This is a genomic window from Edaphobacter sp., from assembly GCF_028283685.1.
GTDB lineage: Bacteria > Acidobacteriota > Terriglobia > Terriglobales > Acidobacteriaceae > Edaphobacter.
Window position 1 is genome coordinate 187,762 of sequence record NZ_JAPWKF010000009.1, and the last position, 23,622, is coordinate 211,383.

General features: G+C 54.3%; 18 protein-coding genes and 1 pseudogene. 11 read left to right on the plus strand and 8 right to left on the minus strand.

Annotated features, from left to right (window positions below):
• Nucleotides 1-824: 824 nt before the first annotated feature.
• The 5 genes from PW789_RS17935 to PW789_RS17955 all read left to right on the plus strand — a co-directional run bounded on the left by PW789_RS17935 (nt 825) and on the right by PW789_RS17955 (nt 11,154).
• On the plus strand, nt 825-3,995 hold the full coding sequence (locus PW789_RS17935) for an efflux RND transporter permease subunit (RefSeq protein ID WP_299379204.1): 3,171 nt from the start codon (nt 825-827) through the stop codon (nt 3,993-3,995).
• On the plus strand, nt 3,992-5,239 hold the full coding sequence (locus tag PW789_RS17940; RefSeq protein ID WP_299379206.1) for an efflux RND transporter periplasmic adaptor subunit: 1,248 nt from the start codon (nt 3,992-3,994) through the stop codon (nt 5,237-5,239). Before PW789_RS17935 ends, PW789_RS17940 begins: the two co-directional genes overlap by 4 nt.
• On the plus strand, nt 5,239-6,699 hold the full coding sequence (locus PW789_RS17945) for an efflux transporter outer membrane subunit (RefSeq protein ID WP_299379208.1): 1,461 nt from the start codon (nt 5,239-5,241) through the stop codon (nt 6,697-6,699). The genes PW789_RS17940 and PW789_RS17945 overlap by 1 nt, the downstream gene beginning before the upstream one ends.
• A 388-nt stretch (nt 6,700-7,087) precedes the next feature.
• Complete coding sequence (gene hrpB, locus PW789_RS17950) at nt 7,088-9,412, plus strand: ATP-dependent helicase HrpB (RefSeq protein WP_299379210.1); 2,325 nt, start codon at nt 7,088-7,090, stop codon at nt 9,410-9,412.
• A gap of 29 nt (nt 9,413-9,441) precedes the next feature.
• Nucleotides 9,442-11,154: a 30S ribosomal protein S1 gene (locus PW789_RS17955; protein WP_299379213.1), complete on the plus strand. Its 1,713-nt coding sequence runs from the start codon at nt 9,442-9,444 to the stop codon at nt 11,152-11,154.
• Nucleotides 11,155-11,205: 51 nt separating this feature from the next.
• Here PW789_RS17955 and PW789_RS17960 read toward each other — a convergent pair whose 3' ends face one another.
• From PW789_RS17960 to PW789_RS17985, 6 genes are all read right to left on the minus strand, one after another.
• Nucleotides 11,206-12,636 (minus strand): ATP-binding protein, encoded by a 1,431-nt coding sequence (locus tag PW789_RS17960; RefSeq protein WP_299379216.1) that lies wholly within the window; start codon nt 12,634-12,636, stop codon nt 11,206-11,208.
• 1 nt (nt 12,637) lies between these two features.
• Nucleotides 12,638-13,330 (minus strand): response regulator transcription factor, encoded by a 693-nt coding sequence (locus PW789_RS17965; protein ID WP_299379218.1) that lies wholly within the window; start codon nt 13,328-13,330, stop codon nt 12,638-12,640.
• A gap of 152 nt (nt 13,331-13,482) precedes the next feature.
• Nucleotides 13,483-14,769, minus strand: a complete 1,287-nt coding sequence (locus PW789_RS17970) for a peroxiredoxin (RefSeq protein WP_299379220.1) — start codon at nt 14,767-14,769, stop codon at nt 13,483-13,485.
• Between the two features lie 248 nt (nt 14,770-15,017).
• Nucleotides 15,018-15,647 carry a DUF3106 domain-containing protein gene (locus PW789_RS17975; protein ID WP_367182586.1) on the minus strand — a complete coding sequence of 210 codons (630 nt, stop codon included), beginning with the start codon at nt 15,645-15,647 and terminating at the stop codon, nt 15,018-15,020.
• A gap of 108 nt (nt 15,648-15,755) precedes the next feature.
• Complete coding sequence (locus tag PW789_RS17980; protein WP_299379222.1) at nt 15,756-16,256, minus strand: hypothetical protein; 501 nt, start codon at nt 16,254-16,256, stop codon at nt 15,756-15,758.
• A gap of 80 nt (nt 16,257-16,336) precedes the next feature.
• On the minus strand, nt 16,337-17,101 hold the full coding sequence (locus PW789_RS17985; protein ID WP_299379224.1) for an RNA polymerase sigma factor: 765 nt from the start codon (nt 17,099-17,101) through the stop codon (nt 16,337-16,339).
• 539 nt (nt 17,102-17,640) lie between these two features.
• Here PW789_RS17985 and PW789_RS17990 point away from each other — a divergent pair.
• The 3 genes from PW789_RS17990 (at nt 17,641) to PW789_RS18000 (ending at nt 19,757) form a co-directional block, all read left to right on the plus strand.
• Nucleotides 17,641-18,081: a hypothetical protein gene (locus PW789_RS17990; RefSeq protein WP_299379226.1), complete on the plus strand. Its 441-nt coding sequence runs from the start codon at nt 17,641-17,643 to the stop codon at nt 18,079-18,081.
• 196 nt (nt 18,082-18,277) lie between these two features.
• Entirely contained in the window at nt 18,278-19,099 is an 822-nt protein-coding gene (locus PW789_RS17995) for a hypothetical protein (protein WP_299379229.1), read from the plus strand.
• A 397-nt stretch (nt 19,100-19,496) separates the two neighbouring features.
• The gene (locus PW789_RS18000; protein WP_299379231.1) at nt 19,497-19,757 is read left to right on the plus strand and encodes a hypothetical protein; all 261 of its coding nucleotides are present in this window, start codon (nt 19,497-19,499) and stop codon (nt 19,755-19,757) included.
• Nucleotides 19,758-20,310: 553 nt separating this feature from the next.
• Here PW789_RS18000 and PW789_RS18005 read toward each other — a convergent pair.
• Both PW789_RS18005 and PW789_RS18010 read right to left on the minus strand, forming a co-directional pair.
• Nucleotides 20,311-20,595: a hypothetical protein gene (locus PW789_RS18005; protein WP_299379233.1), complete on the minus strand. Its 285-nt coding sequence runs from the start codon at nt 20,593-20,595 to the stop codon at nt 20,311-20,313.
• Nucleotides 20,596-20,628: 33 nt separating this feature from the next.
• Entirely contained in the window at nt 20,629-20,991 is a 363-nt protein-coding gene (locus tag PW789_RS18010; protein WP_299379235.1) for a hypothetical protein, read from the minus strand.
• A gap of 654 nt (nt 20,992-21,645) precedes the next feature.
• Here PW789_RS18010 and PW789_RS18015 point away from each other — a divergent pair.
• The 3 genes and pseudogenes from PW789_RS18015 to PW789_RS18020 all read left to right on the plus strand — a co-directional run bounded on the left by PW789_RS18015 (nt 21,646) and on the right by PW789_RS18020 (nt 23,285).
• Entirely contained in the window at nt 21,646-22,056 is a 411-nt protein-coding gene (locus PW789_RS18015) for a hypothetical protein (RefSeq protein ID WP_299379238.1), read from the plus strand.
• Between the two features lie 118 nt (nt 22,057-22,174).
• A pseudogene (locus tag PW789_RS20245) lies at nt 22,175-22,504 on the plus strand (bifunctional DNA primase/polymerase); the annotation flags it as partial.
• A gap of 562 nt (nt 22,505-23,066) precedes the next feature.
• Entirely contained in the window at nt 23,067-23,285 is a 219-nt protein-coding gene (locus tag PW789_RS18020; RefSeq protein WP_299379240.1) for an AAA family ATPase, read from the plus strand.
• Nucleotides 23,286-23,622 lie beyond the last annotated feature (337 nt).

Here is a 23,622-nt window from a genome sequence, read left to right on the forward strand (position 1 = left end):
TTGATTCCTAATGTCGGTTGCCTGGCTGCCAGTCCGTTTGTCTCGATGATCAAACTGCGAATGCCCCCTATTTTGCATCTGATGCTGGATTTATAGGTTGCGATTTGTGCAGTTGCAGCGGGAGCTGTTGTGAGCGATACCGGCGATACCCTTGATACAGGTCTCCATCAACATCCCATCCGTCACGGCGTCATCATCGTACAGTGCCCCTTTGGACACCCGAAGCTGGTGCAAGCCACAGCTTCGATGCCATTGTCGCCATGGCGGAGTCCTAAGTCGATGATCGAGGAGGAGCACTCTGTGCTCTATCTATACCCCTATCCCGCCATACCGGACGAAAAGCTCGATTCCTCCGGATATAGAGGGAGAGTATTATTCCGTGTAAATTATTTAGATTCAGTTATTTATGTGGGATTTTATTTTTACCAGACCCGAGACCTGATCTCCGAACTAGAGAAACGAACCCCCATTTATTGAGAGTCTGAAGGAGTCTCGTTGCTGTTGATCGGCGCAGGCGAGCACGTGATCCTCACGTGGGATACGATCAGCAAATTGCGGTGCCCACGTTGAGGACCGATTACCGGTCAGAATCCAAAGTGAGCTCCATCAAGCTCGTATAATTCGAAGAGTGTCTAACTTTAGACAAGTGGTTATTATCCGGGACGAAAATCCTAGGACGAAAAGCTCCGTTAGCCGTTGAACGTGGGGAATGCTGGTCGCGGGCAGCATTTTGCTATATCTATCGCAGTCTTGCGATGCAAGTCCCATGATTTGATGAAACTCGCAGTGTGCTCGCACCGTAGACTCGTCATTGAGGATTTTCGATGTGGATTGTTCGTCTTGCGCTTAGGAGACCTTACACCTTTGTAGTACTCTCCCTGCTGCTGTTCATTCTTGGGCCCGTGATGATGCTTCGGACGCCGGTCGATATCTTTCCAGATATCAATATCCCGGTCGTCTCGGTCATCTGGAACTATGCCGGATTTTCGCCGGAGCAGCTGGCCGATCGTATCGTGGTCACGTTTGAGCGAAACCTGACGACGACCACCAACGATATTGATCACACCGAATCGCAGACCTTAAATGGCATCTCGGTTGTGAAGATTTTTTTCCACTCGAATGTGAACATTGCACAGGCCGTAGCACAGGTGACGGCAGTCGCACAGACGGCGTTGCGCCAGTTTCCGCAGGGAACTACGCCTCCGCTGGTCATCCAGTACAGCGCATCGAGTGTGCCGGTCCTGCAGCTGGGCCTTTCGGGGCAGGGGCTTACCGAGCAGCAGCTGAACGACTTTGGCATGAACTTCATTCGTACGCAGCTGGCCACGGTGCAGGGAGCGCAGATCCCGTATCCCTATGGCGGCAAGCAACGGCAGATCCAGGTCGATCTGGATACGCACAAGATGCAGGCGTTTGGTGTGTCGGCTTCCGATGTCGTCAATACGGTGGGTCTGCAGAGCATTATTCTGCCCGCGGGTACTGTGAAGATGGGACACCTGGACTATCAGGTGGAGACCAATAGCGCACCGACGACGATTGAGGGGCTGAATAATATGCCCATCAAGACGTCGAACGGCGCCACGATTTACATCCGTGACATCGGCAATGTGAGGGACGGTTTTCCTCCGCAGACGAACGTTGTTCGGGTGGACGGGCAGCGCGCAACGCTCATGTCGATCCAGAAGATTGGCAAAAGCTCGACACTCGACATTATCTCCAACGTAAGAAATGCGTTGCCGGCGATTGCGGCGCAGCTGCCGCAACAACTGAAGATCAAGCCGATCGCGGATCAGTCGGTCTTTGTGCGCGGCGCTATCGGTGGTGTTGTGCGTGAGGCGCTGATTGCCGCCGCGCTGACCGCCATCATGATTCTCGTCTTCCTGGGCAGCTGGCGTTCGACGATCATCATCGCGGTTTCCATTCCGCTTTCGGTGATCTGTTCGCTGATTATGCTTTCTGCTTTGGGCGAGACGATTAATATCATGACGCTGGGCGGTCTTGCGCTTGCCGTGGGCATCCTGGTGGACGACGCCACGGTAGAGATTGAGAACATCAATCGCAATATCGAGGAGGGCAAGGAGGTCGAGCAGGCGATTTTGGATGGCGCGGCTCAGATCGCTGTACCTGCGTTCGTCTCCACGCTGTGCATTTGCATTGTGTTTGTCCCGATGTTCTTCCTCGGCGGTGTTGCACGCTACCTGTTCGTTCCGTTAGCCGAAGCCGTTGTTTTCGCGATGCTTGCATCGTATTTTCTGTCGCGAACCATTGTTCCGACCATGGCGAAGTATCTGCTCAAGGGGCATGAGCACGAGTCGAATAAGAAGAGGGGCTTCTTCACTCACTTCTCCGAGATGTTTGAGAAAGGATTTGAGAAGATTCGCAGCGGATATATGAACCTGCTGCATGTCTGCCTCGACCATCGTCGCCTCGTGATGCTGGGCATGGTGGCGTTCTGGGTCATTTCAATTGCCCTGCTCTACCCATTTCTTGGCCAGGACTTTTTCCCAAGCGTCGACGGTGGCCAGTTCAAGCTTCATGTTCGTGCTCACACCGGGATGCGTATTGAAGATACGGCAGCGCTCTGCGACCACGTGGAGGAGGTCATTCGGGAAGAGATTCCAAAGGCCGAGCTGACAACTTTGATCGACAATATCGGCCTTCCGTATTCGGGTCTGAACCTAAGCTATTCCAATTCGGCTCCTGTCGGTACCGCAGATGCAGACATCCAGGTATCGCTCTCGGAAGACCATCACCCTACGGCCGATTACACGAAGAGGCTGCGCGAAAAGCTGTTGGAGCGATTCCCCGGGGTGGAGTTTTACTATCTGCCGACCGATATGGTCAGTCAGATTCTGAACTTCGGTTTGCCGGCACAGCTTGATATTCAGGTGGTTGGTTTGCAGGTTGCGCAGAACCGTTCGTTCGCCGAAATGCTGATGCGGGAGATTCGCGAGATTCCCGGCACGACTGATCTGCGGATTCAGCAGCCATTCAACCTGCCAACCTGGAAGGTGAATGTTGACCGCACGCGAGCGCAACAGGTTGGTTACAGCGAAAAGGACGTAGTCCAGAACGTTCTGGTCGGTTTGAGCGGAAGCTTCCAAACGGCACCGACGTTCTATCTGAATCCTCAGAACCACGTGAGCTACAACATCGCGGTGCAGACTCCGGAGTCTGATGTCCAGAATCTTTCGGACCTGCAGAACTTTCCTATTGCTCTGAACGGCAGCGGCAGTTCGCCTCAGATTCTGGGCAATCTTGCTTCGATTGAGCGTGGCGCGGAGCAGGCAACTGTAAGCCATTACAACGCACGTCCGGTGATTGATATCGACGGTGCGGTAGAAGGTACTGATCTTGAGAGCGTGTCGAAGCGGATCGATCAGATTGTTGCTTCGCACCAAAAAGAATTGCCTCGAGGATCTCAGATCTTCATTCGCGGTCAGGTGCAGACGATGAAGGAGTCGTTCCGAGGCCTGGTTCTCGGCCTGCTCTTCTCCATCGTGCTTGTGTATGCGCTGATCGTTGTTAACTTTCAGAGCTGGCTGGATCCGTTCATCATCATTTCGGCTCTTCCCGGAGCTATTTGTGGAATCGTCTGGTTCCTGTTTCTCACGCATACGCATATCAGTGTTCCTGCATTGACGGGTTCGATTATGTGCATGGGAGTTGCGACAGCCAACTCGATTCTGATGGTGAGCTTCGCCAAAGAGCAGATGGATGCTGGAGAAAATGCGCATGATGCCGCGCTCCAGGCAGGGCATACGCGCTTCCGTCCGGTGCTGATGACGGCGCTTGCGATGATGATTGGTATGGTGCCGATGGCGCTTGGGCTCGGTGATGGTGGCGAGCAGAATGCACCGCTTGGGCGCGCTGTGATTGGCGGTTTGTTGTTGGCGACGCTTGGGACGTTGACGTTTGTTCCAATGTTCTTCTCCTACATGCACCGCAACGACAAGACGAATGAACTGATAGTGACGCCGGACGAGAGTGAATGATGAGTGGATCAAAGCCAAATGAGGTCGGTGGTGAGCACAACCATACGGAAACCGTTCCGCAGAAGGGCAATGCCCGGGGTGTTGTGATCGCTGTGTTCGTTGTGTTGTTACTCCTGATCGTCGGCGCTGTTACAGGCGTGATGGCACGCGGAAAAGACCGCAGCGACCTGGAGAAATATACGGCAGCCAATGCGGCGCCTACCGTGGATCTTGTCGCTCCGAAACAACAGGGCGCAGGCAAGGAGGTCATTCTGCCGGGCAATATGCAGGCATTCACCCTGGCTCCGATATATGCCAGAACGACGGGGTATGTTCGCTCTTGGACGCATGATATCGGCTCCCATGTGCATAAGGGCGAACTGCTGGCTGTGATCGAGACGCCTGAGCTTGATCAACAGTTGGCTCAGGCGAAGGCAGACCTGGAGACAGCAAAGACGAATGCCGGAATCGCCAAGGTTACGTCGGATCGCTATCAGGATCTCGTTCAGCGCAACGCTGTGTCACAGCAGGACACGGATAACGCCGTGAGCGTGACGCAGGCACGCAATGCTGCGGTACAGGCGGCCGAGGCGAATGTTCGAAGACTTCAAGAGTTGGTGGGCTTTGAGCACATTACCGCTCCATTTGATGGAGTGATCACGGCACGCAACCTGGACGTAGGCCAGCTGATTACTGCGACTGGAGCCACGGTGACTGCTGGTGCCGGAACGAATGTTTCCAGCAGGCAGGTGTTTGATCTCTCCAATGTCAACAAGCTGCGTGTGTTCGTGAATGTTCCGCAGATGTACACGCCAGAGGCGAAGGTTGGAATGACGGCAGACCTCACGCTGCCGCAGTTTCCAGGGAAGAGCTTTACTGGAAAGCTGGTAAGAACCGCAAATGCGGTTGATCCGGGAACGCGAACCCTGCTCGTGGAGGTGGATGTAGAGAATCGAACGGGAGAGCTGCTGCCTGGGAGTTACACGGAAGTTCATCTGAAGTCCAACGGCGAGATACCGGTTTTGATTATTCCGGTTACAGCTCTGATCCTCAATGCCGATGGCCTGCGCGTGGCGACCGTGGATGCACAGAACAAGGCCCATATGATTCCCGTAACGACCGGCCGCGACTTTGGAACGACGGTCGAGGTTCTGAGCGGATTGAATGAGAATCAGAAGGTTATCGCAAATCCGGCAGACTCATTGAGCGAAGGCGATACGGTTCGCGTTGTGGAGCCAAACCAGAACCAGAAGGGCAATCAGTGATGCGCAGACGTGATGCGGTCGCGGTTGGCTTACTTGCTGCCATCGTGGGGGTGGAAGGCTGCAAGGTTGGTCCGGCGTATAAGACGCCGGCGATGCCTGCTCCGCCAGCTTACTCGGAGAACGGAGCGAATGGGAATCCGCAAAAGGCGAACGGAAACTGGAGCGTTGCTGCTCCTGCCGACGACAAAAGTCGAAGCGCCTGGTGGACGGTTTATAACGATGCGGAGCTGAATCGTCTGGAGGAGCAGTGCGCCAGCGCAAACCTGTCGATTGCTGCCGCGTCGCAGGCCTACGAACAGTCTCATGCGCTTGTGATGAGTGTGCGCTCTGCGCTCTTTCCGACAGTCTCCCTGGGGGCGACTGCAACGCGGAACCGAATTTCTTCTTACCGACCACTGCGGCCGGTGACCGCTCCAAATTATTACTGGGACTTCCTTATCCCGCTAAGCGTCAGTTGGGAGCCGGATATCTGGGGGCGTGTGCGGAGCCAGATTGATTCGGCATCTGCGAGCGCACAGGCCTCGGCTGCAGACCTTGCCAACACAAGGCTGAGCCTGCAGGGAACACTTGCGGCCAGCTACTTTCAAGTGCGTGGCATCGACCTGCAGGTAAAGCTGCTTCGTTCGACGGTGGACGCTTACAAGCAGACGCTGACGTTGACCGAAGATCGTCGCAAGGGCGGACTGGCATCGGAGAGCGACGTGGAGCAGGCAAAGACGCAGCTTGAGTCGACGCGCGCGCAGACGATCGATGCTGGAGTGCAGCGGGCCAAGCTCGAACACGCCATTGCTGTGTTGATTGGCGTTCCAGCGCAGACCTATAAGCTCTCTGAATTGCCACTGGCGGGTGATCCGCCGGCAATTCCTGCTGGTGTTCCCTCGCAGTTGTTGCAGCGCCGGCCCGATATTGCAATGGCGGAACGGCGTGTTGCCTCAGCCAACGCACAGATTGGTATTCAGAAGGCAGCTTATTATCCGAATATCAGTTTGGGTGCAGCTGGAGGCATTGAGAGTAGCGATATTACGACGCTGATCGATAGCAACTCCACGCTATGGAACGCTGGGCCGAGCGCCAGCGAAATTCTCTTCGATGCAGGACAGAGAAAGGCAAACGTGAAGGCCGCGGTTGCGCAGCGGGAGCAGGCGGCAGACTTATACCGCCAACAGGTTCTTTCCGCGTTCCGCGATGTCGAGGATCAGCTTTCGGCATTGCGAATACTGGCTGAGGAGGCAGACGTCCAGCAACGCGCGGTACTAAGCGCGGAGCGTTCCACCGAGCTTTCGGTGCTGCGCTACAAGCGTGGACTCGCTCCATACCTTGAGGTGCTGACAAACCAGACAATTCAGCTCTCGAACGAGAGAGTCTCAGCTGGGCTCGTTGCCGACAGAATCGTTGCAAGTGTGGCTTTGCAGGTCGCTTTGGGCGGCGGATGGGATGCGGCGGAACTCCCGAAGAACTAGAGTCGCGTTCTTCGAAGGCGTCTTCTGCACTGATCGGGTCTGCCTGATGTGTATCTCGAGGAAGTGCCATTGGTTGGCATCAAGCTCCGATAACAAAATCGGTGTGGACTGATCGTGTGCGGATACGTTTCCCGGTTGCGGCGAAGACCGCGTTGGTTGCCGCGGGTAGGCGCGGGAGCAAAGGTCGGTTCGCCTAGGCCGGTTGGCGGGAAGCTAGTCTTCTTAAAGAGGCTTGGAGCATCCTGGCATCGTAATCAGTGATCTTCTTGATATGCGGAATTGCTGACACACTGATTAGCCGGTTCAGAGACGACTATCAATTTAAACTTAGACGAGAACCTATGACAGCAGATGCAAATGTAACCGCGATGCACCTCTGGAACGCAGAATGAACCCCCGCCCAAAGCTTCCTATCGACGACTTTATCGGTGAGATCGCGGAGTCGTTGGCGAAACAACGCAGCTTGATTGTCGAGGCAGAACCTGGTGCAGGCAAGACGACCCGGGTGCCGTTACATCTTCTCAGTGTTGTTCCTGGTGAGGTTGTGGTCCTGGAGCCGCGGCGCATTGCCGCAAGGATGGCTGCGCGAAGGGTTTCTTCTGAGCTGGGAGAGCAGGTTGGTACGACCGTCGGGTATCAGGTGCGGTTTGAAGACGTGGTTGGTCCCAGAACGCGACTGCGGTTTGTAACCGAAGGAGTATTTCTGCGGCAACTCCTCTCCGATCCTGCATTGAAGGGAGTCGATGCCGTCGTTCTCGATGAGTTTCATGAGCGTCACCTGGAGAGTGACCTCGCGCTGGCTCTGCTCAAGGTGCTTCAGCAGGTGCGAAAGGATCTTCTTCTTGTCGTGATGTCGGCGACACTGAATGCTTCGCCCATATCGAAATATCTCTCGGATTGCCCCGTCGTTCGTTGTCCTGGGCGTATGTATCCACTCTCAATCCATTACACGCGCTATTCCGCCGAGCCGCTAGAGCGGCAGGTTTATGCTGCGGTCGAGACTCTTCTCCAGCAGGATCATGGCGGTGACATCCTTGTGTTTCTGCCCGGGATTGCGGAGATCAGGCGATCCATGCGCGAGTGCGAACCTCTGAGTCGCCGTAATGATCTGATGATCGTTCTTCTCCATGGAGATCTTTCGCCAGTAGAGCAGGATGCTGTTGTCACACCGTCATCCAGGAAAAAACTGATTCTTGCAACGAATATTGCCGAAAGCTCAGTCACGCTGGAAGGAGTGACTGCTGTTGTCGATAGCGGCTTGGCGCGCTTTGCAAGCTACTCGCCGTGGACGGGGTTGCCGACGTTACACGTGGGGCGCGTCAGCCAGGCATCAGCCACGCAACGTGCTGGCCGCGCCGGACGCACGGCACCGGGCACTGTCGTGCGTCTCTATTCGGAAGAAGACTATCTGCGACGTCCGGAGCATGACACACCTGAAATTCTGCGCAGCGATCTTTCCCAGCTCTGCCTGACCCTCCGTGCGATGAATTCCAAGGATGCGAAAGAGATGGATTGGTTAGATACGCCGCCAGAGATCGCAATTCAGGGTGCAAACGCATTGCTTGATCGCCTGGGAGCAGTCGACGGGATGGCGCGGCGGATGGCGCGCTATCCGCTTACGCCGCGGTTGTCCCGCATTCTTACCGCAGCTACAGATCGCGGCGTGGGGGAAGACTCATGCATCGCGGCAGCTGTCCTGTCCTCTGGCGCTCGCGTGGAAAAGAATGACCTGCTTGAAGCGATCGAAGTTCCTGCAGACCGAAATCTCTTGCGACACATCGAACAGCTGAAGAGGATCGCGCGGCCTTCGAAGCAGGTTCGAACGAATGATGATGCACTGCTTCTATCGGTGCTTACAGGGTTTCCTGACCGTGTTGCGAAGAAGCGAGCGGGTAATCAGATTCTGCTGGCGAATGGGATTTCGGCAGAATTGTCGGGGATGCCCCCTGTCTACGAATTCATGGTTGTGGTCGATGCCGAAGATCGTAAAGAAAAGGCATTGCCATTGGTCCGAATGACTGCCCGCATCGAGCCGGAATGGCTCCTTGATCTATTTCCTGACCGCGTCTATGAGCGTTCTGCCGTTGAATGGAATGAAGGGGGACAGCGTGTAGAAGCCGTGAGCGAACTGTTGTACGATCAGTTGGTTCTTCAGGCCTTTCGCAACACCCAGCCTGATATAGAAAGCGCGTCGAAGATTCTTGCGAGCAAAGCCATTGAATTTGGCATTGAACGCTTTGTGGATTCGGATTCTCTTGCATCTCTGTTATCGCGTATCGCGTTCGCAGGAATGGAGCCGCCGGATATCGAAGAATCCCTGAGAGATCTATGCGATGGTCTCTTCAGCTTTGCCGAACTAAGGCAGGCTGCTGCAAACTTTATTCCGCAACTTGAGCAGCAGATGGATGTTCACCGTCTGCGTGATGCGGCACCGACGACTTTGAAGCTGAAGAGCGGTAGGCAAGTCAAAATTCATTACGAAAAAGACAGGCCGCCTTGGGTAGCTTCTCGGCTGCAGGATTTCTTTGGTATGCGTGAGACGCCACGAATCGGGATCAACAAGACTCCCGTGGTGATGCATCTACTTGCGCCAAATCAACGAGCTGTACAGACCACCACGGATCTCGCCGGGTTCTGGGACAGGTTGTATCCGCAGGTGCGTAGAGAGCTGATGCGTCGCTATCCGAAACATGCGTGGCCAGAACGGCCTTAATCATGATCGGGACTAGAATGGAGAACGTTATGGAAAATCACGAAAACATCGACCTCTCCAACGCCGCCGACACCACCTCCTCCGCTGAAGAAAATTCGTTCGAGTCTTTCGGCGATATGCTCTCTCAGTTTGAAAAAGAGCACTCGGGTTCATCGGGATCGATGTCGCCAGAGAAGGAAGGCGCCGTCGTTTCCATAACGGACGATTCGGTGTTTCTTGATATTGGTCTCAAGGTTGAGGGCGTGCTTCCACGGGCAGCGTTTAGCGATAACGCCGAAAAGATTGTTGTTGGCGATAAGATGCGCGTGTCACTCAAAGGGCGGAACGAAGAGGGCTACTACGCGCTCTCGCTCGCGAAGGTTATTCGGCCTGTCGATTGGCAGGCTCTCGAAAAAGCTTTCGCAGAGCATGCGACCGTGGTCGGGACTGTTACGGGAGTTGTTAAGGGAGGTCTCACGGTTGATATCGGTGTGCGCGCCTTCATGCCGGCGTCACGAAGTGGAAGCCGCGATGCTGCCGATCTGGAGAAGCTGGTTGGGGAAGAGATCTCCTGCAGGATCATCAAGCTGGATGCAACCGAAGAAGATGTCGTTGTTGATCGTCGCGTCGTTCTGGAAGAGCAGGCGCGTGCAGTGGAGCATCAGCGGTATTCAGAGGTGAAAGAGGGAGATATCCTAAGCGGTCATGTGCGAAGCCTGACCAGCTATGGTGCCTTCATTGATCTTGGTGGAATGGATGGACTCCTCCACGTTAGTGACATGGCATGGAGGCGCATCGGCTCTCCAGAAGAGCTGTTGTCGGCAGGCCAGCAGGTGCGGGTGAAGGTGCTTAAGCTTGATGCCGAAAATAAACGTATTTCGCTTGGAGTGAAGCAGTTGGAGCCTGAACCCTGGCAGACCGCTGCAGAGAGGTATCAAGTAGGGCAGCGTATCAACGGCATCGTCAGGCGGCTGACGGATTTCGGTGCGTTCGTTGAAGTCGAGCCGGGTATAGAAGGCTTGATCCATGTGTCGGAGATGTCATGGATCAATAAGATCAGAAAGCCTGCGGATGTGTTGACGCTGGAGGATTCGGTTGAGGCTGTCATTCTTTCCATTCAGCCGGAAGAACGAAGGCTGGCATTGGGGTTGAAGCAGGCTCTGGGTGATCCGTGGTCCGACGTGGCCGCAAAGTTTCCTGCAGGAACCACCATGGAGGGTCCGGTTGTCCGGCTCACAAAGTTCGGAGCCTTTGTGAAGTTGGTCGATGGCGTCGAGGGCCTCGTCCATATCAGCGAGATTACGACAGAGAAGCGCCTCAATCATCCGCAAGAGATGCTGCATGTAGGACAGATTGTTAAGGCCCAGGTGCTGGCGCTGGATGCGGAGAAGCGTCAGGTTAAGCTGAGCATGAAGCAGTTGATTCCAACAGATCTCGACTCGTTTGTCGCGGAACATTCCATCGGAGATGTCGTCTCAGGACGCGTCGTGAAAATGGAGGACGGGAAGGCAACGGTTCAACTGGGCGAAGGAGTCCTGGCCGTCAGTTCGAACGTGACAGATACGGAATCCGCTGTTGCTGCGGTTACAGCCCCGGTCCTGGACTTGTCGGCTCTAACTTCCATGCTGAATGCTCGCTGGAAGGGCGGCGAGTCGAACTCTTCACCGAAGAGCGAGGCTCTTCAGGTGGGTCAGCTTCGTAGCTTCAAGATCGCGGCGATCGATCAGGAGACCAAAGAGATTGCTCTCGATCTTCAGGGGTGAGCGGTTCTCACCCCTGAAACCACAGGAAATAACAAGAAGAGCTGACGACGCTCATTGTGATTCGTGCTCTTCGATTGGAAGAATGATGACACAAGACGTTCCGCCTTCATCGCGGCTTCCTATATAAATTTGGCCGCCTGCTCTTTCGATGACGAGCTTCGCGATGGACAAACCAAGCCCTGTTCCTGCTTTTGTAAAGGGCATATGCTGGCTTCGCGTGACAAAGCGTTCAAAGACCACGCTTCGATCTTCAGGAGATATGCCCGGGCCCTGATCTTCGATCGTGACTTGAATGGTCGCTGGGGTTTGTTCCGTTCTTGCGTAACGCACGGTTATCGTCGAGTCCGTGGGAGAAAACTTCCACGCATTGTGAAGTACGTTGACGAATGCCGTACGAAGAAGATGACGGTCTGCTCTTACGAAAACACTCGATTGATCAAGGCCGGCTTCAACGATCTTTACACGGGAATCTTCCATGATCGGACTGAGGAGCCCGAGCACTTCTGAAATGAGCTCTTGGAGAGAAATGGCATGATGGAATTGTGCACCGCTTGCCGTCTCTGCTTGTGAGAGGAGGAGGAGGCTGTCGATGGTTTGTCCCAGGCGCGAAGCTTCCTCCAGCATATCGGCTAAGGCCTGCTGGGTCTTATCCTGATTTGATTCTTCAGTGAGAGCTACCTCGCCAATTGTCCTCATAGAGGCTAATGGGGTGCGCAGCTCATGTGCCGCGTCCGACGTGAAGCGATGCAGCTGCTGAAAGGCTTGTTCGAGGCGCTCCAGAAGGAGATTGAAGACCGTCCCCATTCGACCTAGTTCGTCATATGGGTTCATGATGGCAAGGCGATCATGAAGATTGTTGGCCGTGATGCCAGCAGCACGATCCGACATCTCCTGGATGGGGCGCAAAGCCTTTCTGGCGATCATCTGTCCTGCAAGTGCCGCAAGCGCCAGGGCTGCAGGAATTGCGATAAGCAGTAAGAGGAAAAACTGGAGCATTCGCTTGCGAAACTCTGCCAGGCTATAGCCGAGGCGAAGGATCAGCGTGCGCCCATTCATTCCATGAATATGGCTGACGAGAAAGATATGCGAGCCATTTGAGAGGCGGATCACACGTTCGTCGAAGCCACGGTCTCCCTCATTCTTGCGAAGCGTTCCGCCAAGGTGCATGCCCTCGAGATTTGGGCTGCTGTAGAGAATGTTGTTTTGGAGGTCCCTGACCTCCAGGTAGCGATCGACCAGGAGCCGTGATTGCGGTCGCGAGAAGTAGTCCTGATGCAGGCGAAGGGTATCGGAGCTGTCGAAGTAGAGCAGGCCTTCTACCGTAATGACATCCTGAACTTCGTCATGAAGAATCTGTCGTGTGAGCGAGGCGTATTGAAAGAGGAAGACGATGACTGCATAGATAAGAAGCAGCGCGCCAAGAATGCTGGTGTACCAAAGTGTCAGTCGAGAGCGTAGCGTCCTTGGTTTGCTCCAATGCACGTCAGGGCTCCCTCAGGCAGAAACCTAAACCACGAATCGTTTGAAGCAGTTTAACCGGAAATGGATCGTCGAGTTTTTTGCGAAGACGAGCAATTTGAACATCGATGACATTGTCGATTGGGGTAAAGCGCGAGGTTTCCCTCCACACATCCTTGGCAAGCATCTCACGTGAGACGGTGCGATCACGGTTCTGTACCAGATAGAGAAGAAGATCGAACTCCCGGGGGGTGAGCTCGATCTGGTGACTGCCGCGTTGGGCGGTTCGCGATTTGGTGTCGAGAGTGAGGTCTCCAACGCGCAGTGGGCCAGGCGCAGGAGCCACGAGCATGCGCCGCAACAGCGCATCGATACGTGCAAGCAACTCGGGAAAGGAGAAGGGCTTCCCGAGGTAATCGTCCGCTCCAGTCTGCAGGCCTTCGATACGATCATCAACCGTATTGTGTGAGGTCAGCACGAGAACGCGAACATCGACGCCATCCTGACGGAGCTGGCGAAGGATCTCCAGCCCGTTACGTTGCGGGAGCGTGAGGTCGAGGAGAACGAGGTCCGGACGGTTCCTGTGGGCCAGGAAGAACCCCTCTTCTCCGGAGGAGGCCGCCATGGTGTCATAGCCGGCGCTCTCGAGACCGGAGACAAGCGCCTCTGAGAGCTTGCGGTCATCCTCAACGATAAGAATTCTGGAGCGCACCGACATACCTCACCTATCTTCATGATTCTCAATCTGAAGATATTCAGCAAGCTGCGCCGGTGGATTGTCAGGAAGTTGTCAGCGAATGTCAGATGCGATGGCGCAGGAGAAGGCAGCAGCCCCCTGCAATGCGAGGCTGCTGCCAGCTTCAGCAGGCATTATTTGGCTGCGCGCTGCTTGGGGGCCTGCTCAGCAAGTAGTCTCTCCAGGGTCTCCGTAACCTCGCGCTCGAGCGCCTGATGGGCGGGAGGATTCGCCGGGCCCGCAAAGCCTGCATGTACCTCCTTGACGCGGCCATCGCGTCCGAGGATGAAGGAGGTTGGCCAGCAGTTAAGGTGCTCGCCCTGAGGAATCTTCTCGTTCAACTCATCTGGTGTACCAGCGATCAGGACGGGATAGGTCAGCCCATACCGCTTGACGAAGGCGCGCAGACGAGTCGGGTTTTGAAGCTGATCCTCCTCTTCAAAGCTCAGATTCACGATCTCAAGCCCCCTGGAGTGATACTTCCGGTAGAGGCTTTCAAGGAATGGAGCTTCGTCGTGGCAGTTCGGGCACCAGGAGCCACCGATGGCAACGATCACGACTTTGTTGGCAAACTCAGGATCTGAGTTGGAAACGACCTTTCCGGCGAGATCAGGAAAGCTGAAATGAAAGGGAACTGAGGTGTCCTTCACGCTCGTCTGTTGGGTGGAATCGGTAGGCGCCGCCAGATTCTCCCGTCTCGCCTCGGTCGGTCGGCGAGCGACGAGATCATGGGCCTGCGCCCTCTGCGATTCTGCAGCAATCAGGTTCGAGACGAGCAGCGTTCCATTGCCCTGCGGCTCGATGGAATAAAGAGCCGGACCCGCAGCGGTAAAGTGGCTCACCAGATACCGATGGCCGTCCCAGGAACCATACAGCGAGCCGGTGTCTCCATCGATGCGTTGAATGACGGCATGAAGAAGTGCCGATTTGCCGCTTGGCTCCAGGCGAAGCTGCCAGGCAGATTCGCCTTTATTGCTCTTTACCGCAATCTCCCAGTCTCCATGTATGTCGGGACCTGCCTGCACGGCATCAGCCGACTTTGCGGGATGGAGCGATACCGGAATACGCGGGGCGGACGGGTGCGCAGGTGTTCCCGGCGAGACCAGCCCAAAGGTTCCGGTGAGTTGATCTCCGTCCAGCTTCACCTGCAGGGAACGCGCAAAGTAATTGAAGCTGACGAGCAGTGTGCCGTCAGCGAAGGAGGCCGAAGAGGCGACGGCCTGCTCGGGACCATTAATAAGTACTGCTTTCAGGTTCGATTCCGGTCCAGAGATCTGGAGGCGCACGGGAACCTGTTGCCCGCGAACGGTCGCTGCTCCATCCCATGTTCCCGCGATGGGAGACGGCGTTGCACCAAAAGCCACGATGGAAGACGCAAGCAGCACAAAGCCAGCGAAAAGCTTCCCAGAAAAGGGATTCATAACGTGCTCGATTCTCAGTTGTAATTTTGGGGATTTACAGAAGAGCGCTTAGATGCAAGCGAAATACGCCTCTGCGCAGGCCAACCGGGGGCGGCGGCAGCAACAACAGAGGATGTGAGACGTAATCATACAAAAATTAGAGTATGCGAAAGGCGGATAGGATTCAAGCCCTCAAAAAAGCTGTATTTGCCACAGCCTCCGTGCAAACGGTCCGGCCTAGTGCATGGCGACTGCTTATCAGGTTTGAGCTATCTGCCAAAATCAGAGTTTTTGTCGGGGTGACGTACCGGAAGATAGGGATCGACGGCGAGAAGGCTGGAGATAGCTCCTCGTTCCTGGTCGGAGAACTGGCTGCGGAAGCGGTCGGAGGAGAGAATTGCCTGCCTTTGCGGCTCCGGCATCTCACGCAGATCACGGAATGCGCGGGAGACCAGGCGTCTTCTTTCCGGGGGAAGGCTGCTGTATTGCTGCATGGCGCCACGAATCTGCTGACGCTGCCCCACCGAGAGATTGGCCATCGCTTCGTTGCGCTCGAGAAGGCGTTTGCGCTGCTCCGGAGGCATATTATTGAGCTGCGTCAGGTGATCGCGCATCCTCTGCTGTGTCTCGGGAGGCAAGCTCAGAAAGCCTGGCTCCTTCTCCAGCGCCTTTTGCTGCTGCTCCGGCGACATGTCCTGATGGCGATCCATCCACTGGAGCAGATGTTCCTGATTCTTTCCTGGGTGACCTGCGCCGGGAAAACGGCCTGAAGGAGCGGAAGAATGTCCGGCTGATCCCTGCATGCCAGGCTGTGCCACAGATCTCGTCGACGCAAGCGTCATGGCAAACATCACGAGAGATGTCGCGGCGAAGTGGCGAACTGGGCGGACAGGCAACATAAAATCAGATTTTCCATGTGCAGGCAGGAGAAAGCTCCTGCCTGGATGAAGAGTGTGCCATGCTCCTTTCAATGAATCTTATCTATGCAGGCACAGACAGGATAATTACTAGCTGATTGGTTCAACCACGGGGTCGTCGGATGAGCCTTCATCCTGAACCAGCTGGTCCATCGTTTGCAGTGCCTGATCATTCTTGTCGAAGACCTGAAGATCAGTGATCGCCGCGGAGGTCGCCGGGGCTGAGGTATGCATATGCAGATCGGCAATGGTGCCGCCGCCGATCAACAGGACAACTGCCAGAGCTGCAGCAAACGCAGGTCGAAACTGACGTCCTGTATTGAAGAGCAGGCGGGAGCGAAGGCGCTCAAACCAGCCGGCGGGCGATGCTGTCTGCTCCTCGCGAAGACGAACCGCCAGCTTCTGGTCGAAGTATGCACTCGGTTCCGGGGCTGTCCACTCATCGAGGAGGGCAAAGGTGGCCTGCAACTCGTTAAGTTCAGCACGGCATTCGGAGCACGAGTCGACGTGCGCCTGTGCGGCGGTATTGGATGGCGAGGCCGGATCGAGCAGAAGGTCCGGAAGAACGGATTTGCAGTCGCGGCAGATCATATTGAAATCCTTTCCATCTTGATAAAGCTTGATAGCGGCAGTAAACATCTGCTCGCCAAACGTCTCTTGCGAGACAAGTTCTACACAAACTCCTTCAATCGCTCGCGCAACGTCTGATAGGCGCGAAACAAAAGTGACTTGGTGGCGGATTCGCTCAGCTTCAGCACATCGCCAATCTGTTTATAATCCAACCCTTCGTACTTATGCATCAGCACGGCCATACGCTGGCGCTCAGGCAGCGCAAGAACATGCTGCTTAATCGCATGCAGGCGCTCATCGCGAAGCATGCTGGTCTCTGCACCGATGGTCGTATCAGCCACGTCCGGGGTGGTGCCGGTCTCGGGATCCACTTCATCGAGATGAATCGTGGACGCCGAGCGCTCCCTGCGTGTATCGCGAGCATGGTTCACGCCGAGATTGGTCGCAATGCGGTAGAGCCAGGTGCTGAAACGTGCTTCAGCGCGGTATGTCTCACGAGAGCGATAAACACGGAGAAAAACTTCTTGAGCAAGCTCTTCCGAGACCGCCTGGTTATGCACCATCCGATACATGAAATGGATGATTGGTTTGCGGTATTTTTCAACGAGGTAATCAAACCCCGCCATATTACCGGCCTTCAACTCCAACATGATGGCGGCATCATCCATCTGCCTAAAGTCACCAGCGCTGGAATGCCGGATCTCCGGTAACCGGGTCGTGATCTGCGGGCTGATCGCCAGAGTTGCCATATCCTCTACAACCCTGTCCTGGTCCGGGGGTTGCGCCAAATCAGAAAAATCCGGCGGATCGGATGTATCCGGAGGAGCATTCTGGTTGGGGCGTTTGGAGTGAGAGGATTCAGCCATGCTTCCGCTTGATTGTATCGCCCCGGCATCTGAGAGGGGGACTGGAAACACCCAATGAGATAAAGCTGGTAATAGAACGGTTCGCCGCTAAGCGACTTATGATACCCAAGTCGCCTTTTATCAATGGTCTGGCGGATCTCTTTCCGAAATGCTATTCTTGTGAGGTTGACCCCGCTCTATCGGCATGGCGCAGATGATGCGCGGTGCATGGGCCATGGGCGCATAACTCAGCGGTAGAGTGCCACCTTCACACGGTGGAAGTCGTAGGGTGTTGAATGTTCTTCGCTATAATGACAAACGATTTACATCATAATCCAGATTTATGGAGAAGATCGTGTCGGATCAGAACAACCGAGTGCCTGCGTACGATAGCCAAACAGTTACCCACCTGAAGAAAAGGTTGGAGGAGCAAAGATCCCTTACTGTTGCCCACGTCAAGCGAGAATTGTCGAGCACCGAAGGAGCAACTCAAGGCGGAGACAATCAATCCTCTGCGAACGAGGCGCAATCGCAGAATACAGGAAAGTCACAATCCGACGGTGAGTAACGACATGCAAACTGCCGATAAGATTGCAGTCGCATCGTTTTTAGTGTCGTTTATAGCGCTTGCGGTAGCATGGCATGCAATTCGACAAAGCAATAAGAATTCATCTGTTGCAACGGTGCTGGCTCTCAACGAAGCATTTCGCGAAACTTGGGATAGGTTTTTTTCGTCGAACGAGGAGAACCGATACAAGAATTTCTGCGAATTGATGAATTTGTTTGAAATCGCGTGTGGGATCGTTAATGAAAAGTCTCTTTCAGGTATGTCCAAGAAGATGACTACGATTTATCTCAAGGATCTTCTGAAAGATTTGGTTGAGGACCCATATACCCTTGAAAAAATTCCATCGATGCTTCATTCACCTACGACATTTGAGCAGATTAAAGCGTTCCTAAAATCGGAAGCCGCCATATCTGAGCGTTACGATTCCTCCTAGTTGGGTATCGTGCGCAGATTGAGGATCTCGATTTCTTGAAGCTATTAGCGGTCATTACATAAGCCAAATATGCTTTGGCATCCGCCATTGTCCATGCATGTATTTGTTTCTAAAAGGCTTGTGTTCGTATTTGAACATGCGTTACTGTTCACAAATCGCAGTCGCGATGCGGTGTGATCCAGTCGGATTACCCCGGATGAAGAAAAACCAATCTCATTCGAGGGTAGTCCAATGGCTGTTTTCGCGTATCGCTGACGTGATCGTTCCCGAAGTATTCACCAACTATCAAGTCCAAAACACACTCGTCTCCACAGCTCTGTTTGAGTCAGGCGTTACCGTTGAGAATGGAGAGATGAAGTCCCAGCTTCAGGCCGGAGCGGAGTCGTTCGCGGTTGCGTACTGGCTAGATCCTGCTGCGGGTGCTGAGGCAGATGTGACGAACGATGACCCAACCATCCTCAGCACTCCGCAGAAGATTGGCGCTGGCAAGCAGGTCGTTCGCAAGTCGTTTCTTCATGCCAGCTGGGGAGAGATGAGCCTTGCTTCCGAGTTGAGCGGTTCCGATGCCTTGGTGCGGATTCAGGATCGCGTTCAGGCATATTGGGATCAGCAGTTGCAGAAGCGTCTTATCGCAACGCTTCGCGGTGTTCTCTACTCGAACGTTGCGAACAACGCTTCGGATATGGTCGTTGATATCAGCGCGGCAAGTGGCGATGCTGCTTCCTTCAATGGAAGCGCAGTCGTAGACACAGCTCTTACGCTAGGTGATCGCCTTGGGGATGTGAAGGCTATTGCTATGCATTCTGCAATTTATGGGCAGGCGTTGAAGGCGAACGAGATTACCTTCTTCAAACTGTCTGAGAACTCGATTGAACTACCGACCTACAAAGGAATGGCTGTAATCATCGACGACTCTCTTTCGCCGGTTGCTGGGGTCTATACAACGATTCTGATGGGGCAGGGAGCACGTTGGTTTTGCCACTTCAGCGCCTCGCGTTGGCTATGGAACCGAGATTGAACGGATTCCCGCTGCTGGCAACGGCGGTGGTCAGACGGTGCTTCACAGCCGTATGAACGTTGCTCTTCATCCGCTCGGATTGTCCCTTGCAGGTACGTCGGTCGCTGGTGAATCGCCCACGATTGCCGAACTTGCTACAGCGGCAACCTGGACACGCTCTGTGGACGCAAGGCCGTTCCTCTCGGCTTCCTCATCAGCAAGTAAATAAGTTTCCCGCCGAGCTGACGGGGGCCATGGGAGGGATTGGGGTAAGCAGATCCAATCTCTCCCGTTTTTCATTGGAGTTGAAGCCATGCCGCCACCTAGGAAGAATCCGCCGAATAACGCAGCCGAGAACCATTCGCACCCTGGCAACTCGGGGGTTTCTCGCAGGTCGGAATCGCGTCACAAAATGGGTGTGAGTAAATCCCTTCGGGCAGTTGGTTCGAGCGTTTCGCCGCTGCTGGAAGACGCCTTGGAGCTTGGCAAGGATACGCAACGCCAGCGTCTTCACGAAATGCTGTACGACAAGGCTCTTGCGAAAGGTGACACCCTAGCCGCCCTGAGCATCCTCAACTCTCTGCATGGGTGGCGCGATCCGAAGAAGGGCAGCGTAGACGTAAATGTTGACGTGAAGGTTCAAAACGTCATGGTTGTGCATGATCACGGCTTCCGATGACGAGTGTGGGCGGCCAAGGTATCGGCTCAGCAACAAGCGCTAGTTCTGGACGCTGCTGCCGACGCTTCACGAGAGCTTAGGCTGACTGCTCCGAAAGCCGAACCAGAGGCTACACCCGAGAAGCTGCAGCGTTGGCGCTGCCCACCTGGTACCCAACCAAGGCACCCACAGCTAAACGAAGCGTTCCTGCAGAGCCTACTACAGCACCCACATGGAAACCGAACGGTTAGGAGGCAGGTTGCACGCCAAATAGACCAAAGGACGCGAGCTTAGAGCCTGCGTCCTTTATCTTTTGAGAACTAAAATCAGCGTATTCCTATCCCAAAGCTAGGCTTGGGTTTCTTCGTTGAGTGTGCGCTCGCCTCCTGGTGCAGCCCGATGAACCGCTGGCACTAGCGCGGCTTGGTGATCAGGATATTTTTGTACACCTTAGCTTGCGTTGATTCGCCCCGTCAACAACCAGGTCAACGCCTTCTGTTCAAACGGACAGGTACTCCGTCCTTAGTAGTCACGGACTTTCCGTCTGTTGTTTGCAGAGCCAACTTGCCCTCGATCAACTCAACTTTGTAGCTCTTCGAGAACTGACGATGAAAAAATCGGGGTCAGCGGAGATGGTGGAGGCCATTGCTTGCAGTGGAGCGGCAACCGTCAGTTCATGAATCGTCGTCAATGACTCCGACAACTTGCCCTGAAGCTCTGCAATCTGCGATTCGAGTTCGGTAATTTTCGTTTTGCGCGTTTGGCTCTTATTGATGAGTTCGCCATTCACGCGACGAAGCGTTTCAAGTTCGGTTGCTTCTGGTGTCGGTTTGGTTTCGATGGGAGTAGGTTCGCTCATCTGTTTTGATCTTTCATAGCTTTGAAATAGGCTTCACCTTCGCGTTTCAAATTTTGCAGGGTCGTTTCCTAGTACAGAGCAATCTTTTTCTTTGTCGCCTTTCATGCCGAAAGCGAGCGGGCCTCTAGGCTGGTGTGCTATTGGAAGGATGTCAACATCTGCTTGGCCATCACGAATAGCCGCCAAGGTCTCCCAATTCTCCTGTATCCGACCACTGTGCAAGAATCCCTTCGGTGCATAGTAATCCGAATGCCTCAGAATTCGCAGGAGCTTGCTCTCACCATCGCTGACGAGCCATGGCGCCATGCGAACCAAAGTCAGAAATCTATTTGCCTCTGTTCCGCTGTAAAGAGTTTCTGCTAGTTCAGCAAGCGTCTTTGCCGGTATCTTCTTCATCAGGTTCCGCTTCGGTGATCGTGATGGTAGCGAAACTTTTTTTCGAGCAGGCTTTCAACGTAATGAGATAGAATAGCGTTTTGCCATCGGCCTGAGCTGTGATTCCTGCTATATAGCGCAGCTTCGGGCCAATTTACATTGACCACAACTGCCGTTTTTCATCGCTCCGAATTGCGTAATTCTGTTCTGCGCTCATTTCGATAAGACCTCATACCTGAACAATATCTAAGATTGACCAATAGTGTTAATTGGCATATACGAATTAAAGAGGGCAACATGGAAATGAAATTCTGCAGCATCCCGCAAGCGCTCGGACGGGTTCAATATTGGCCGCTCTTTTCTTTACGACCGCCTAGCGGATGGTTCAATTCGTTCGGTCAAAGCTGGCAGACGGCGGCTCGTTGACGTGGCTTCGCTCGACGCCTGGGCAACAGCGCTCCCCGAATCGCAGCTCAAGCAAGCAGATAAGGGAAATTGACTATGGGGCTTCCTGGCGATCCTCGCAAATTTCATCAGTCGATTGAAGCGGTGTCTCAAATGCTTTGCCCTGGCGCACTGTGCCTTCACCTGTCACGCATCGACGGCAAGGCTAATCATCCGCACAAGTCAATCTACGAAGCAGATCGAACGTATTTCCGGGTTACAACGTGACACGTGTTCATTCGTGAAGCGTATTGCGGTGAGTTCGATTACACGCCGTCAAGCAGCATCAACGCTGTTACGCATCCCGCCCTCAACCTTCTTAAGGTTCCACTGCCTAACGAAATCTTGAAAAGTGTATGGGAGCACGTTCCTAAGCTTTGGGTGCTGGTAACAGATCATGGTGAGGGCGTCCATCACGTCTCGACTATCTATCGTGGCGATGCTCTGTGGCCAGTTGTCGAACGCGAAGGGATTCAGACTGCGCAGTTCGACTCGTCCGAAGGATTATCCCAAGCTCTCGAAGAGGTTCAGAAACGAGAAGGGTTTGACGACGTAGCCTTGAAACGGTTCGTAGCAGAGTATTGGGACGCGGCTGTTTTGGATGCTGCCATCGGTTCGATGAAAGGCATGGCGATCCATTGATTTCGAGTTCGATCAACACCAGCAACAAAGATGTAGCGTTGGCGCTGGCGAGTCTCGGTCTCCACACCTTCCCATGTGGATCAGATAAGAAACCGAGAGTCGCACTCGGGAGCAAGCCGCTAGCGCGAGTCTCTCTGATATTGCGGTGAAGTGGGACGCTTCGCCAGAATTGCTCCTCGGTTTGCCGGTGGGCGCGCATGGCTTGGTCGTGATCGATGCAGACAGAAAGGCCGGTGGTCCTGATGGCGTAGATGCTTTCACCGCTCTATGCGCAGAACATGGGATCGATCCATCGTCTACGCTGGTCGTTGAAACGCCTTCAGGTGGATTCCACTTCTACTTTCGAACTGGATGTTGCCCTACGGCAACTCTTCCGCCTGGCTGCCTGATGGCATCGACGTGCGAGGCAAAGGGGGATACACCATCGCGCCCGGCGCGACAACCCTGACGGCCGGGGCTACCGGATAGTGCAAGGTTCCTGGGACGCAATACAGCTTCTTCCCGATGCGCTAGCGGCCTTCCTGCGGGAGAAGCAGGCCGTAACCCTTCCTGCGCTCACTGATGGCTCTGCCGCGCTCTCGGTGGGCGACAGAGAGCGCGAATACGTACAAGCAGCTCTTGCGGATGAAGTGGCGAAGCTCGCGGCTGTGAGCGAAGGAACAGGACGCAACGCAGCCTGAATAATGCGGCTTTTGCGATTGAAATGATGGCCAGATGGATCGACCGAAAATAGCTAGGCTGACAGTTCGCTGAGCGCATCCACGGCCAACGGGGTATGTTGCGAAGGATGGGCAGGCAGCAGTTGTGAACACCATCACGTCAGGTATCAGTCCGTATCGCCTGAAGCCACGAGCACTATTGAGTACAGCAGAGCTGAAGATTTTAGCGACATCATGCCGATGATCGAAACAGGCATTGCAGAGTACTAACGAAAAAGAACTCTAGCCACTCACCGTCAACGTTATCTAGAGGGCAGAAGACTGGTCACCATCTTGCAAGGATCAAACATCGTGGAAGAATCTATTGATTGGTTGTGGGAAGGATATCTTCCCAAAGGTAAATTGACTCTGTTTTATGGTGCTGGTGGCACTGGCAAATCGGACTATAGCTTTCTCCATCTAGCCGCCACCATCACCAATGGCGGCTTATGGCCAGATGGTTACACGGTTCAAAGAAGCTGGCAACGTACTTATATGGAGTTCGGAAGACGATCCAGCGGAAATTATTAAGCCTAGACTAATGGCCGTAGGTGCGAATGATCGGCGTTACGGAATGATTGCAGGAACGGTTGATGAAAATAACTTGGAGCTTCCATTTGATCCAGCAACCGACATTGAATCGTTACATGTGAAGCTGTAGCTAATATTGGTGGCGTCTCTTTTGCTCATCATCGATCCAATCGTTACAGCGATTACAGGTGACATGCATAAGGCGAATGATGTTCGACGTAGTTTGCAAACAATCGTGAACTTGCCGCTGAATGCAATTATGTCATTCCTTTAGAATCACAATAATTTGCTAAAGGAACAGCAGGAAAGAACTCTGCTGAGCGTGTCATAGGTTCGC

Coding starts and splice junctions, on each gene's coding strand:
- PW789_RS17935 (WP_299379204.1), top strand. CDS start 825: ATGTGGATTGTTCGTCTTGCGCTTAGGAGACCTTACACCTTTGTAGTA.
- hrpB (WP_299379210.1), top strand. CDS start 7,088: ATGAACCCCCGCCCAAAGCTTCCTATCGACGACTTTATCGGTGAGATC.
- PW789_RS17955 (WP_299379213.1), top strand. CDS start 9,442: ATGGAAAATCACGAAAACATCGACCTCTCCAACGCCGCCGACACCACC.
- PW789_RS17970 (WP_299379220.1), bottom strand. CDS start 14,769: ATGAATCCCTTTTCTGGGAAGCTTTTCGCTGGCTTTGTGCTGCTTGCG.
- PW789_RS17985 (WP_299379224.1), bottom strand. CDS start 17,101: ATGGCTGAATCCTCTCACTCCAAACGCCCCAACCAGAATGCTCCTCCG.
- PW789_RS17980 (WP_299379222.1), bottom strand. CDS start 16,256: ATGATCTGCCGCGACTGCAAATCCGTTCTTCCGGACCTTCTGCTCGAT.
- PW789_RS17965 (WP_299379218.1), bottom strand. CDS start 13,330: ATGTCGGTGCGCTCCAGAATTCTTATCGTTGAGGATGACCGCAAGCTC.
- PW789_RS17995 (WP_299379229.1), top strand. CDS start 18,278: ATGAAGAAAAACCAATCTCATTCGAGGGTAGTCCAATGGCTGTTTTCG.
- PW789_RS17945 (WP_299379208.1), top strand. CDS start 5,239: ATGCGCAGACGTGATGCGGTCGCGGTTGGCTTACTTGCTGCCATCGTG.
- PW789_RS17975 (WP_367182586.1), bottom strand. CDS start 15,647: ATGTTGCCTGTCCGCCCAGTTCGCCACTTCGCCGCGACATCTCTCGTG.
- PW789_RS18010 (WP_299379235.1), bottom strand. CDS start 20,991: ATGAAGAAGATACCGGCAAAGACGCTTGCTGAACTAGCAGAAACTCTT.
- PW789_RS17940 (WP_299379206.1), top strand. CDS start 3,992: ATGATGAGTGGATCAAAGCCAAATGAGGTCGGTGGTGAGCACAACCAT.
- PW789_RS18005 (WP_299379233.1), bottom strand. CDS start 20,595: ATGAGCGAACCTACTCCCATCGAAACCAAACCGACACCAGAAGCAACC.